This window comes from Pseudochrobactrum lubricantis (genome assembly GCF_041929865.1).
GTDB lineage: Bacteria > Pseudomonadota > Alphaproteobacteria > Rhizobiales > Rhizobiaceae > Pseudochrobactrum > Pseudochrobactrum saccharolyticum.
On record NZ_JBHEEE010000009.1, the window covers coordinates 16,982 to 29,331 of the forward strand.

Here is a 12,350-nt window from a genome sequence, read left to right on the forward strand (position 1 = left end):
AAAATAGCCAGTACGTCTTTTTTCAATGTTGCCTATGGTACGGGCATAAGGTTCGCTGGCAGCTTGCACATTGATTTTACAGGCTGTTTGAATTTTTCAGTGTGATTATTACACCGAACCATGCATGATGGAGCATCTGCTTCGGATAGGAAATTCTGCGGTGTCGCAAAGTGTATCCCCTTTAGCCCCGTTTAAACATAAAGCTTTTCGCTCTTTATGGACTGCAACGCTTGCTTCCAATCTTGGCGGGCTGATCCAGACAGTCGGTGCAGGCTGGATGATGACGACCATCGCGCAATCCTCCAATATGGTGGCGCTGGTACAGGCCTCCACCACTTTGCCGGTGATGTTTTTCTCGCTGTTTGCCGGTGCTTTAGCTGATAATTTTGACCGCCGCCGTATCATGCTGATTGCCCAGTTTATGATGTTGCTGGTGTCGCTGATGCTGGCGATTTTCGGCTATATGGGCTGGCTCACACCATGGCTTTTGCTGAGTTTTACATTCCTGATCGGCTGCGGCGGAGCCTTGCATAATCCGTCATGGCAGGCCTCGATGGGCGATATCGTGCCACGCTCTGATCTGCCGGGAGCGGTGGCACTCAACAGCATGAGCTTTAATGCCATGCGCAGTATCGGCCCTGCCATTGGTGGTTTTATCGTGGCCGTTGCCGGTGCTGCTTTTGCGTTTATTATCAATGCTGTTAGCTATATTCCATTGATTGTTGCGCTGCTGCGCTGGAAGCCGCAGGTGACGCAATCCACGCTGCCGCGTGAGACCTTTGGTCGTGCCGTTTCCGCCGGTCTTCGTTATGTTTCCATGTCACCTAATCTGATCAAGGTGATGTTTCGCGGCTTTCTTTTCGGCTTGTCAGCCATTGTTGTGCTGGCTTTGCTGCCGCTGGTTGCGCGCGATCTGGTACAGGGAACGGCGCTGACCTATGGTATTATGCTCGGCGCATTCGGCCTTGGTGCGATTGCCGGTGCATTCACCTCCGGTGAGTTGCGCGAGAAATTCGCCAATGAAACCATTGTGCGCGGTGCATTCATCGCTTTTGGTATCAGCGTCTATCTGCTGTCTTACAGTCATTCGGTTATTTTAAGCTGTCTGTTATTGCTGCCTGCCGGTGCGTCATGGGTGCTGGCTTTATCGCTGTTCAACGTGACCGTGCAATTGTCCACGCCGCGCTGGGTGGTGGGACGTGCTTTGGCGCTTTATCAGACCGCTACTTTTGGCGGCATGGCCGCTGGTAGCTGGCTCTGGGGTTCAGTGGCTGATGGTTACGGCCCTGAAACGGCTTTAAGCGTTGCAGCCTTCACGCTGGTTGGCGGAGCGCTGGTCGGACTGGTGTTCAAATTGCCGGAATTCGACAAGCTCAATCTTGATCCGCTCAATTCTTTTTCCGAGCCGCAATTGCGTCTGGATATCCGTCCGCGCAGTGGTCCGATTATGGTGATGGTGGACTATCATATCGAACATCATAATGTTCATGCCTTTCTGGAAGCGATGGCTGCGCGCCGCCGTATCCGCATTCGTGACGGTGCACAGCAATGGGCATTGCTGCGCGATCTGGAAAATCCGGATATCTGGACAGAGACTTATCATGTGCCGACATGGGTGGAATATGTCCGCCATAATCAGCGCCGTACCTATGCGGATGCTGCGGTATCCGAGAAGTTACTGTCGCTGCATAAAGGGCCGGAAAAACCGCGCGTTCATCGTATGATCGAGCGCCAGACTGTGCCTTTGCATGATGATATGCCGCTGAAACCGCATATTGAAATCACCTGATTGGGACGCCAGCCGGAAATTTTAAAACGCCGGTCTGATTGTCAGACCGGCGTTTTTTATTGGCACCACTGTGTTGGCCGGAATGAAATATTTTATGGCACCATGACAGAATGACGCCAGCATGATAAAACTATACTAATTATCTCATATTTAACGCCGATAACAGGCGTATAGTTTATGAGGCAGATATGCAGATTGATATTCAGGATTTTCCGCTGGTGCGGATGGATTATTCCGGTGCAGGTAAGCAGAGTATTGAAGAAACATTGCAGATTTTTGAGCAATGCCTGCAACGCAAACAAGCTTTTGTTTTTCTTGGCTGGGGTGCTGATTTTGACAAGGATCCGGGCGAAAGTGTTGCTGACCGCCGTGCTGTCTCTCTGTGGATGAAACAGAACAAAGCTGATTTACGTGATTACGTGAAGGCGATGTATTATGTGGAACAGAGCACAGTTAAACGGCTGGCTGCAAAAGCCTTCTCTGTCATTTATGGTAAGTTCTGGGGGCATCCGATGATTGTCACGGAGAGCCGCGATGAGGCTGTAAGACAGGCCTATGAACTTTTAGGATTATCATCAGAGTAACGGTGACTTGATGTTTTTCACGACAGATTTTCCTGATTATGCTTTGCCGGATCAGATCAACCGTCCCGTGGTGGTCATGGGCTTATCGATGGTTGTTGATGGCTGGGAGTTTCCGCGCCATTCCCATCGCAAAGCGCAGCTTTTATTCAGCGCCAGTGGTGTGGTGACAGTTGAAACGGATAGCGGTGTCTGGGTTGTGCCGCCGCAATGCGCTGTATGGATACCGGGTGGGCTGTTTCATAAAGCCAGAAGCTCCGGCGAGGCACGCGGTTTCGGTCTGTTTGTTGCGCCGGACGTCGTTGATGGTTTGCCGGAGACGTGTTGCAGCGTTTCCGTCTCGCCTTTGCTGCAAAGCCTGCTGGAAAAAGCTGCGGGCTTTGACCCCTGCTATAATGAAGATGGTGCAGAGGGCAGGCTCATCACTGTGTTGTTGGATGAATTGGTGGCTGCACCGCTTGAACAGTTGCATCTGCCGATACCGGCGGACAGCCGTTTGCGTAAACTGACCGATATTTTGCTGGATGATCCGGCAAGCTATGCGACACTGGAAGAATGGGCACATCGTATCGGCATGAGCGAGCGTAGTCTGAGCCGGTTGTTCAGCCATGAAACCGGCATGAGTGTCGGGCGCTGGCGGCGACAATTGCATGTGATTACCGGTGTGCAATTGCTCACACAGGGACGATCAATCCAATCGGTGGCTTTTGATCTGGGCTATGAGAGTGCCGGTGCTTTTGTCACGATGTTCCGCAAAGCGGTCGGTACGCCACCGGGGCGTTTTCTGGCCGAGCGACGCTCATCATGGAACCTGTTTCGCGGCGCAGCTATACATTAATTACGTCCAGAAATAGCGGATCAGGTGGAAGAACACTGGTGCGGCGAAAACCAGACTATCGGCGCGATCCATCATGCCGCCATGGCCTTCAATCATATGCCCCCAGTCTTTAACGCCGCGGTCACGTTTAATCGCTGAAGCGACAAGGCCGCCGAAGAAACCCATAATACAGGCAATGGCTGCAAGGCCGCCTGCCTGTAGCGGGGAAAAAGGTGTGAGCCATGAGAGCGCTGCACCCAGCAAAGAGGCGCTTGCCACACCGCCGATCAGGCCTTCCCATGTTTTCGACGGGGAGACTTTCGGCGAAATGCGGTGTTTGCCGAATAATTTGCCGAAGATGAATTGCAACACATCGCAGCCCTGCACCACGGCGATCAGAAAGGCGATCAGCAGCATTTGCCGGCCTTCAAAACCCTCAATATGCAATGTCGCGAGAGCAGGCACATGGCTGATGCAATAGACCGAGAGCATAATGCCCCATTGCTGCTCGGAAATGCGCTCCAGAAACCGGCTGGTATTGCCCCAAAGTGCTGTCAGAACCGACATGGCCAGAAACACATAAACGGGAATGAAGATGGAATAGAGCCCGTACCATTCCACCCAGACCAGATAATATTGTACCGGAATGACAATCAGGAAGGCACCGAGCAGCAGCCATTGATCGCTGCGATGGGTATGGGTGAGAGTTACATATTCCCGAAGTGCTGCGAAAGAAACCAGTCCGAACAGAATAACGACGCCGGTCTTTCCAAACAGAAAAGTGATGCTGATCGCGGCAATCATAATCCACCACGCACGGATGCGTGCATTGATATTGCTGAGTGTGGAAGGCAGTGGTTTGGCACTGCGCCAGCTGATTAATGCGGCAGCAAGGCTTGCAACTGATAACAGCACGACCAGTCCGATCAGCAGAAGATTGGTTTCTTCAGTCACGATGTTCTCCGTCGGAATGGGGGCTGAGTGTCAGCAAGGCATGTTGTGCACGGTGCAGAAAATTTTTGCGCTCTTCATCCGGTTGCAATTGCAGCGGCGCACCGAAAATCACGCGGCATAATAGCGGCACCGGTAAGAACGTGCCTTTCGGCAAAACGCGGGACATATTCTCAATCCAGCAGGGCACCAGTTCCACATCAGGGCGCGCTTTGGCCAGATGATAGAGACCGGCGCGAAAACGCAGCAGCGGATCGTCTGTCATATTGCGGGTGCCTTCAGGGAAAAAGATCAGCGACTGGCCGCTGTCGATTGCACGCAGCATCACCAGTAACGGGTCTTCACTGCGCTCAATCCAGTTCCGCTCCACCAGCACTGTGCCGAGCAGCCGCGTGGCAATGAAGCGGCGCAGGCGGTTGCTGTTCCAGTAATCGGCACCGGCAACGGCGCGGGTTCTTGCGCGTTCGCCTAAGGGCAGTGAGGAGGACAGCAGGATGAAGTCGCCATGGCTGGTGTGGTTAGCAAAATAAATGCGCTGTTTGCGGGACGGGACCGTACCGCTCCAGATCGGGCGCACACCGGTAATGGCGCGGGAGAAAAAAGCCAGAACCATGCCGGAGAAAATCTGTAATACTGAATGCGAGTCCGGATCGGCCATGAAGAACAGTCGTTTTTATTTTGCTTCACATTAAATTCAGCAAGTAACAGAATAAAAGCACTTTTCGCAATCATTTCTTATTTGCGTGAATTACGCTGTTTTATTGATGATCCGGATAAAGACGCACCGGCCTGCCGGTTTTGCGGATCAGTTCCTCGGCCTGCTGACTGTCCGCCACATGGCCGCTTTCAACCAGCCAGCGGGCAATGAGATTGGCACTGCGCTGATAGCCCAAGGCACAACAGATCAGTGTCGGGCGCGGCGCATTATGCATTGCCATGACTGCGGCCTGCATGGTTGCAGGCTCCGGCTTTGCAAGATCCATCAGCGGAAAAGCCTGCCAGCGGGATTTGATATGGCGTGGTGCGATACATTCCGCTGTCATATCAATGATACAGGCATAATTTTGTGCTTCTGATCGTTTCGGGAAACGACCGAGATAGAGACCTTCAGTAATTTTGACCGCTGCCGGTTCGCGCCATGTCCATGCGATACGGTTGAGCCTGAAAAAAATTCGCAGCGGTAAAAAGAGCCAAAAGGAAGCGAGGCTGACAGAGCCGTCAGGGCGCTTTTGAAAGATTTTTGCGCCGCTGCCGCTATAGCCAAAGCTCAGCATCAGCAAGGCCAATGCAGGCCAGAGCAGGAGCAGAATTGCCGGATGCCCGCCGGTAAATGTGAGTGCAAGTAGCGTAAGACCGGCAGCACCATAGATGTACATGAACTTGCGGGACTTGGGATCGCGGGTGAAGCGGTAATTCTGCCAGGGGGCATCGCCTTCACGGGGAAACAGCCACAGAGCAAACAGACCGAGCAAAGCACCGGCCGGAACATCAATGAAATGATGCTGCCAAGTGGTGAGAACAGACAGGGCAATGAGCAGGCACCAGCCATGCCAGATCATGCGCCAAGGTGCGGGTAGTCTGTCATGCAGATGCTCCCAGATGATAATTGCCAGTGCAATATGCAGCGAAGGTGCCTGATTGAATGGTTGGTCGAAATTTCCGAGCATGGTGAATAGCCAGCCGGAAAATCCGGTTGTGATTGGTTTTTCCCATGTGATGGTCAGCGGAAAAGCGATGAAACAGACAAAGGCAATGAATTGTGCTGTGAGATAGCGACCAATCAACCGGTTTTGCGATTGATTGCTGGTGCTGACTAAAACCGCGACAGCGTAAAACAGATTGAGCGACCAATAGGGAATGATCGTCCAGCCCCAGAACGGGATTTGCTGTTCCCAGTCAAAGACAATCTCCGGCACTGCAATACGCTGCGATGCCAGCCAGTTCGCCAGCCCATAAGTGGCATAGAATAGCGGGGCAAGCAGGAGCAAACACAGCACGCCTCGCTTTACCAATACCGGATCTGTTTTATGCACTTCGGATTTAAGCTGCATTATTGCTCAATACGTTGCGCCAGTGACACGGTGAAAATGCCCCACTGGTCGATACGCTGTTCAATCTTGCGGAAACCTGCGGCCTCCACCAGTTGATCCATTTCATTCTGCGTGCGGCGGCGCATCACCCATGCCTGCCCGCCTCTATGGGAGGTGAGGGCTCGGGCGATCATTTCCAGCTGCGGATGCCAAGGCTGGTTTGTATAGATCAGATAACCGCCACTCTGAACTGCTTGTGCCAGCCCTTCCAGTGATTGTGCGATCTGGTCATTATCAGCGAAGAGTTCATAAAGACCGGAAACAATAGCGAGATTTGGCGCTGTCTCCGTATCTGTGCCAAGGGCAGAGAGCACCTTGGTGTCGAACGCATCACCTTCATGAAATTCGGCTTTGCCTGAGAGATTGCGTTCCGCAATCAGTTGACGACCGGCCAGCACATTGATCGGTGAGTAATCCTGCAAGCGCACGGAAGCAATTTCATCATCTTTGGTGGTGAGTGCATCCAGTACATAGCGTCCGTGACCGGCGGCGATATCGAGAATACGTGCCGGTTTCCCGTCATCCTGCAAACGGGTGACAGCCTGCCGGATCAGCTCTTCCAGATGGGTTTTACGCTGGCGGATACCGCGCCAGCCAATAGCGTTGAGGAAGGTCTTGTCGGTATAGCGGCCACCCCAGCCTAAGCCCTTCACCTCATTGCGATAAACATAATCGAGCGTAGAGCCGGAATCGAAACCGGTGCGGATGCCGGTTTTCAACCCTTCCGAGAACAATCCGCCGATACGGATAGAAGCACGGGTCATGCCCCAATAAGCCCCGCGCGGACTGGTAATCGCCAAAGGTGTGGACAGACGGTCCGCTTCATCACGGGTAAAGCCCTGAATATGTGCATCAAGCAGTGAGCTTTTCTGCGGCGCCGTGGCAAATTGTTGCTCAATGAAAGGCCGGATCTTGGCAAAAGCCAGTGCGCGGTCACGCTCGCCCAATGTGTCGTGATAGAAACCTTTCAGCACATGGCGCTCTTTAATCGGGCCTGCGAGATTTTCGTAAAAACGGTGTTGCGGCGCATCACGCACCACCCAGTCACGACCGGAAATCAGTACCTGTGTCGGCGTGGTAATCGCACGGGCATCGCGGACAATGCGCTCTGCATTCTCATAGAGCTCCAGCAGAATATTGGAGGCAATCGGGCGGGTAATCAGCGGATCATTTTCAAAGGATGCAATGCGCTCTTTATCATGGGTGAGAAAGCGGGCTTTGACATAGGAATTGACGAAGAATGTGCCTTTGAGCTTCTGCCAGAGCCAGATGCCTTCTTTGGCCAGCGGCACATAAAGTTTAACGTCAAAAGCCGGAGCAGCCAGCACCATAGCACGGATCGGCGGCGCATAATCATGCACCCATGTAGCACCGATAACCGCGCCGACACTTTGCGCAATCAGCGCCATATCCTGCAAGGCGAAACCGTCTGTCTCGGTGATATGGCGGGCAAAGCAGTCAAGGTCGTGCACCGTGGTTGCAAAGGAAGGCGAATAGCCGCGCTGCCCTTGGGTCAGGCCGTGACCACGAGCGTCCCATGCATAGAAGCTGTAATTATCCAGCCCGAGCTCTTCGACAATATGCGCGATACGGCCGCTATGTTCGTGACCGCGATGCAGAAGAATGATGGCACCTTCCGGCTTTTCGCTCAAAGCTGGCCAGTAGCGGAAAAAGATTTCCTGCCGGTCATGGCTGATAAAATGCCGCTCAGTGCAATCGCGTTTTACCGAAGTCATAGGCCTGTCTTTCATATGGCGATATATAAATATAGATGTTGTTTTGCTATTTATTGTAAGTCTTTTAGCCTAAACGATGTTTAAGAAAAATGATTTTGCAAAGAGTTATACCGTGTCTGTTTATCAGCTTAAGAGCCGTTTTCAGGATTTATTACGTCCGCTGGTCAGCCGATTGGCACAATGGGATGTGACCGCCAATCAGGTGACTATTGCGGCGATGCTGATCTCTGTGGCAGTCGGTTTATGGCTGGTGATTGCTGAAAACAAAATATGGTTCTGGCTCATCCCCGTATGGCTGTTTATCCGCATGGCGATGAATGCGATAGACGGGATGCTGGCGCGCGAATTTAACCAGCAAAGCATTTTGGGAGCCTATCTCAACGAGCTTGGTGATCTTGTCTCTGATATTGCACTGTTTGCACCGTTTCTGTGGGTCGCACCGTTTCAGCCGCATTGGATGGGGCTGATTATTGTGCTGGCATTGCTCACCGAATTTACCGGATTGCTGGGCTTGAGTATCGGTGCATCACGACGCTATGACGGGCCGATGGGCAAGAGTGACCGTGCTTTATTGTTCGGTATTCTCGGTGGCTGGCTGGCCGTTGACGGCTTTCTGCCAGAGTGGATGGTCTGGTTGCAGCCGCTGCTGATCGCCCTGTTAGTGTGGACGATTTTCAATCGTATTCGCAGAGGTTTAGCAGAGGCTGCAAAGGGCTGAGATTGCTCAGCTCTGTTTCTCACGCCAGTCGCGCAGTCGGTTAATGGCAGTCTCCAGCGTATCAAGTTTTTTGGCAAAGCAAAAACGCACATGGCTGGTGATATTGCGCTCTGAATAGAAGGACGATACCGGCACCGGCGTTACACCGGCCTCGCGGGTGAGGCGCTGGCTGAAGGCCAGATCATCACCTTCTTTGTCGAGGTCGCTGATATCGGCAACCGCGAAATAAGTGGCCGGAGCGGGAGCCATGCTAAAACCGGCTTCACGCAGACCGGCATCGAGATAATCACGACGTTTAGCCAGTTCTTCCCGCAGGCCGGTGAAATAGTCGTCCGGCAGATTGAGGCCGACCGCTACCGCTGTCTGTAGGGCCGGTGGTGTGGTGAAGGTCATATATTGATGGACGCGGGAGATCACTTTCAGCAATTGCGCATCAGCGGTGATATAGCCAACCTTCCAGCCGGTGAGCGAAAAGCTTTTACCTGCAGAGCCGATCCGTACCACACGGTCGCGGATTTCCGGCAGTGAAAACAGCGAGATATGTTTATTGTCATCAAAGGTCAGATGTTCATAAACTTCATCGGCGATAATGAAGAGGTTATGCTTCACCGCCAGTTCCGCAATGAAATTCAGCTCCTCGCGGGTAAAAACCTTGCCGATCGGGTTCATCGGATTATTCACAACGATCATGCGCGTGCGCGGGGTAATCGCATCGCTCAGGGCTTGCAAAGGTAATTCCCAATGGGGCGGCGCAAGACGCACCGGCACAACCACACCACCGGCGCGGCGGATCACTGGACTATAAGAATCATAGGCCGGCTCCAGCACAATCACTTCATCACCGGAATTCATCAGCGCGAAGAAACTGTCGGCCAGAGCTTCTGTCGCGCCGGAAGTGATAAGCACTTCTGTTTCCCAATCCGCATCAATATTGAAGAACCGGCGGGCATTGTCGGCCACAGCTTTGCGCAGGGCAGGAAGGCCTAGCATCGGCGGATATTGATGGGAACCGTTATGCAGAGCATCTGTTGCAGCGGCAATCAGTTCCTGCGGCTCCAGTCCTTCCGGAAAACCCTGTCCGAGATTGATGGCACCGGTTTCTGCGGCCAGTCTCGACATGATTTCAAAAACAGATATGCCGGATGCTGCGAAAACCGGATTGACCATGATATCCCCCTGCAAATAATGCCGTATTATAGAGTTATGTTTTTAAACAGGAAAACAGGTAACACCTTTCAGGCGCACAGATTACGCTGTCGCAGTGTTGCAACGCGTTCTTCAACGGCACTGACGATTGATTGCACAAATTCTGCGCCAAGCGCACCGCGGCGGATATCTTCCGGCTGCCAGACATTCACATAATAAGGGATGGAATGGCGGATCGGACGGATCAGCAGATTTTGCCCTTCAAAGGCCAGTGCGCTCAAAGGATTGATAACGGATATGCCAATGCCGGCTGTCACCAGAGAACCGATGGAGGATGCGGTGGTCGCTTCAATGGTTAGTTTGCGGCTGATGCCGGCATTGCTGAACCACTGATCGACCTGACGGCGATAATAATCCTCATCAGAGTAATAAATGAAATTATGGCCGGAGAATTGTTCAATATCGAGACTGTCATAATCCGCCAGCGGATGACCGGCAGGCATTATGCACAGAAGGTCGCCGGTATAAAGCTCGCGTGTTGCCGAGGCACTGAGCGTAATATTGCCTTCCACCATACCGACATCAAAGAATTTGCTGAGGAGATCGCGGGTGAGGGCACTTTCTTCCAGCGAGTGAATTTTCACAGATGCTTGCGGATGTTCGTTGAGAAACAGTTTGGTGGCCTGCGGAATAATCGCATGGGCATAGGCAGGCAGGCAGGCAACGGATACGCGTTGTAAATTATCGCCGCGAATAGCGCGTGCGGTACGGGCAATTTCTTCAATACTGACAAAGGAACGCTGTACAATCACGTTGAGCGCGGCAGCTTGTTGTGTGGGTTTTAGCCGTCGGTTATCACGGTGAAATAGCGTAAAGCCGAGTGTCGCTTCCAGATCTTTCAGCTCGCGGCTGATGGTTGGCTGCGAGGAGCCGAGATGGTCTGCCGTTTCAGTTACATTGAGGGTGTGCATCAGCGACTGAAAAATTTCCAGCTGGCGGTGTGTCAGACGCATAAAATCTCCCCTTTGGCAGCAAGACCTTTCCAGTATTAAGCATATCGAAAATGAATAATAAAGAGATTATTATGAATTTGACCGCAGATGGATGTCTGATAGCTTGATGGTAGTAATGATGAAGCGGTGTGTCTTGTGAGACCCTCCGCTTCGAGTGTTTGAGGGTAGAATGACCACTGAGTTCTCACGTCCGCATGTTGCGCATTTCGGCTATAAAAACGGTGCTTTAAGCGTTGAAAACGTTGCTGTTTCTGCAATTGCAGAAAAATACGGCACGCCGTTTTATGTCTATTCGGCTGCTGCTGTGCGTGAACGTGTTGCGAGATTGCGTGCTGCGCTGAGCGGACTCAATGTGCAGATCTGCTATGCGGTGAAAGCCAATAACAACCTGTCGCTGTTGTCACTGCTGGTCGGTGAGGGCTGCGGCATGGATATTGTTTCCGGCGGTGAGATGCACCGCGCATTGGCGGCCGGTTCGCCTGCGGATAAAATCGTATTCTCCGGCGTTGGCAAAACCGATGAGGAAATTGCAGCGGCACTCAATGCCGGTGTGCATCAGCTGAATATTGAATCCATCGAAGAGCTGGATGCGATTTCCCGTGTTGCCCGCCAGCTTGGCAAAGTGGCAACTGTGGTGCTGCGCATCAATCCGGACGTAGATGCACTGACCCATCCGAAAATTACCACCGGCACCAGCAAGAACAAATTCGGCATTGCCTATGCTGATGCGCTGAATACCTATACAGCCGCTTCTGCCCGTGAAGAAATCAATGTGGTTGGTATTGCTGTTCACATCGGTTCGCAGATTACCGATGTCACGCCATATCGTCAGACTTTTGAACGCTTGGCACAGCTGACACGGGCTATCCGCGCCAAAGGCCTGAATATTTCCCGTCTTGATCTCGGCGGTGGCCTCGGCGTTTCCTATGATGGTTCTGCCGGCATTGATGTCGATGCCTATGCACAGACAATCCGCGATACACTTGGCGATATTGATTGCGAACTGACGATGGAGCCGGGTCGTTTTATCATTGCCGAAGCCGGTGCGCTGGTGACCAAAGTTCTCTATGGCAAAAATCAGGGCAATGCCAAATTCTCCATCGTTGATGCAGCGATGAATGATCTGATGCGTCCGGCACTTTATGATGCCGTGCATCCGGTCTGGCCGGTGCGTGAACCGGCAGCAGATGCAGAAACCCTGCCGGTCAATCTGGTTGGCCCTGTTTGCGAAAGCTCGGATACATTCGGCGAGTTTGATCGGTTGCCTGCGCTGGAGCGTGGCGATCTGGTGATGCTTGGTGTTGCCGGTGCCTATGGTGCAACAATGTCTTCAACCTATAATGCGCGTCCGCTTATTCAGGAAGTGCTGGTTGAGGGTGATACATTCAGACTGGTTCGCCGTCAGTGGACGGTAGAAGATGCACTTATGCTGGAACGCGATCTTTGATCGCGTAAGGAGACAAGAGGTACGGGATCTATAGGACCCGGTCAGTACAAGGGAACGGTTGG

The 12,350-nt window shown here is 52.5% G+C and carries 11 protein-coding genes; 5 read left to right on the forward strand and 6 right to left on the reverse strand.

Translation table 11 applies throughout. The annotated features are described in order from the left end of the window. The first annotated feature begins 160 nt into the window (after positions 1-160). The 3 genes from JNC80_RS16365 to JNC80_RS16375 all read left to right on the forward strand — a co-directional run bounded on the left by JNC80_RS16365 (position 161) and on the right by JNC80_RS16375 (position 3,208). Positions 161-1,789, forward strand: coding sequence for an MFS transporter (locus JNC80_RS16365; RefSeq protein WP_213599024.1), 1,629 nt, complete (start codon positions 161-163; stop codon positions 1,787-1,789). A gap of 188 nt (positions 1,790-1,977) precedes the next feature. Then, complete coding sequence (locus JNC80_RS16370) at positions 1,978-2,373, forward strand: hypothetical protein (RefSeq protein ID WP_376710914.1); 396 nt, start codon at positions 1,978-1,980, stop codon at positions 2,371-2,373. 10 nt (positions 2,374-2,383) lie between these two features. Continuing rightward, positions 2,384-3,208, forward strand: coding sequence for an AraC family transcriptional regulator (locus JNC80_RS16375; protein ID WP_376710915.1), 825 nt, complete (start codon positions 2,384-2,386; stop codon positions 3,206-3,208). Here the strand turns inward: JNC80_RS16375 and JNC80_RS16380 are convergent, their stop codons facing one another. The 4 genes from JNC80_RS16380 to JNC80_RS16395 all read right to left on the reverse strand — a co-directional run bounded on the left by JNC80_RS16380 (position 3,209) and on the right by JNC80_RS16395 (position 7,964). Further along, complete coding sequence (locus JNC80_RS16380) at positions 3,209-4,141, reverse strand: phosphatidate cytidylyltransferase (protein ID WP_376710916.1); 933 nt, start codon at positions 4,139-4,141, stop codon at positions 3,209-3,211. Then, complete coding sequence (locus tag JNC80_RS16385; protein WP_022710611.1) at positions 4,134-4,796, reverse strand: lysophospholipid acyltransferase family protein; 663 nt, start codon at positions 4,794-4,796, stop codon at positions 4,134-4,136. Before JNC80_RS16385 ends, JNC80_RS16380 begins: the two co-directional genes overlap by 8 nt. 100 nt (positions 4,797-4,896) lie before the next feature. Next, a complete protein-coding gene (locus tag JNC80_RS16390; RefSeq protein WP_376710917.1) occupies positions 4,897-6,189 on the reverse strand; it encodes a phosphatase PAP2/dual specificity phosphatase family protein in 1,293 nt (430 codons plus the stop codon). Further along, entirely contained in the window at positions 6,189-7,964 is a 1,776-nt protein-coding gene (locus JNC80_RS16395) for a bifunctional alpha/beta hydrolase/class I SAM-dependent methyltransferase (RefSeq protein ID WP_376710918.1), read from the reverse strand. Before JNC80_RS16395 ends, JNC80_RS16390 begins: the two co-directional genes overlap by 1 nt. Positions 7,965-8,076: 112 nt before the next feature. Between JNC80_RS16395 and JNC80_RS16400 the strand changes: the two genes are divergently transcribed. After that, positions 8,077-8,682: a CDP-alcohol phosphatidyltransferase family protein gene (locus tag JNC80_RS16400; RefSeq protein ID WP_376710919.1), complete on the forward strand. Its 606-nt coding sequence runs from the start codon at positions 8,077-8,079 to the stop codon at positions 8,680-8,682. Between the two features lie 6 nt (positions 8,683-8,688). Here JNC80_RS16400 and JNC80_RS16405 read toward each other — a convergent pair whose 3' ends face one another. Continuing rightward, positions 8,689-9,849, reverse strand: coding sequence for an aminotransferase (locus JNC80_RS16405; RefSeq protein WP_376710920.1), 1,161 nt, complete (start codon positions 9,847-9,849; stop codon positions 8,689-8,691). A gap of 68 nt (positions 9,850-9,917) precedes the next feature. Then, positions 9,918-10,841, reverse strand: a complete 924-nt coding sequence (locus tag JNC80_RS16410) for a LysR substrate-binding domain-containing protein (protein ID WP_116088946.1) — start codon at positions 10,839-10,841, stop codon at positions 9,918-9,920. A 169-nt stretch (positions 10,842-11,010) separates the two neighbouring features. On the opposite strand from JNC80_RS16410, the gene lysA reads away from it, so the two are divergent. Beyond that, a complete protein-coding gene (gene lysA / locus JNC80_RS16415) occupies positions 11,011-12,288 on the forward strand; it encodes a diaminopimelate decarboxylase (RefSeq protein ID WP_376710921.1) in 1,278 nt (425 codons plus the stop codon). Positions 12,289-12,350: the final 62 nt, after the last annotated feature.

What these genes read in the sequence shown, in the direction of transcription:
- JNC80_RS16370 (WP_376710914.1), top strand. Translation starts at nt 1,978, where the DNA reads ATGCAGATTGATATTCAGGATTTTCCGCTGGTGCGGATGGATTATTCC.
- JNC80_RS16375 (WP_376710915.1), top strand. Translation starts at nt 2,384, where the DNA reads ATGTTTTTCACGACAGATTTTCCTGATTATGCTTTGCCGGATCAGATC.
- JNC80_RS16385 (WP_022710611.1), bottom strand. Translation starts at nt 4,796, where the DNA reads ATGGCCGATCCGGACTCGCATTCAGTATTACAGATTTTCTCCGGCATG.
- JNC80_RS16390 (WP_376710917.1), bottom strand. Translation starts at nt 6,189, where the DNA reads ATGCAGCTTAAATCCGAAGTGCATAAAACAGATCCGGTATTGGTAAAG.
- JNC80_RS16405 (WP_376710920.1), bottom strand. Translation starts at nt 9,849, where the DNA reads ATGGTCAATCCGGTTTTCGCAGCATCCGGCATATCTGTTTTTGAAATC.
- JNC80_RS16395 (WP_376710918.1), bottom strand. Translation starts at nt 7,964, where the DNA reads ATGACTTCGGTAAAACGCGATTGCACTGAGCGGCATTTTATCAGCCAT.
- JNC80_RS16410 (WP_116088946.1), bottom strand. Translation starts at nt 10,841, where the DNA reads ATGCGTCTGACACACCGCCAGCTGGAAATTTTTCAGTCGCTGATGCAC.
- lysA (WP_376710921.1), top strand. Translation starts at nt 11,011, where the DNA reads ATGACCACTGAGTTCTCACGTCCGCATGTTGCGCATTTCGGCTATAAA.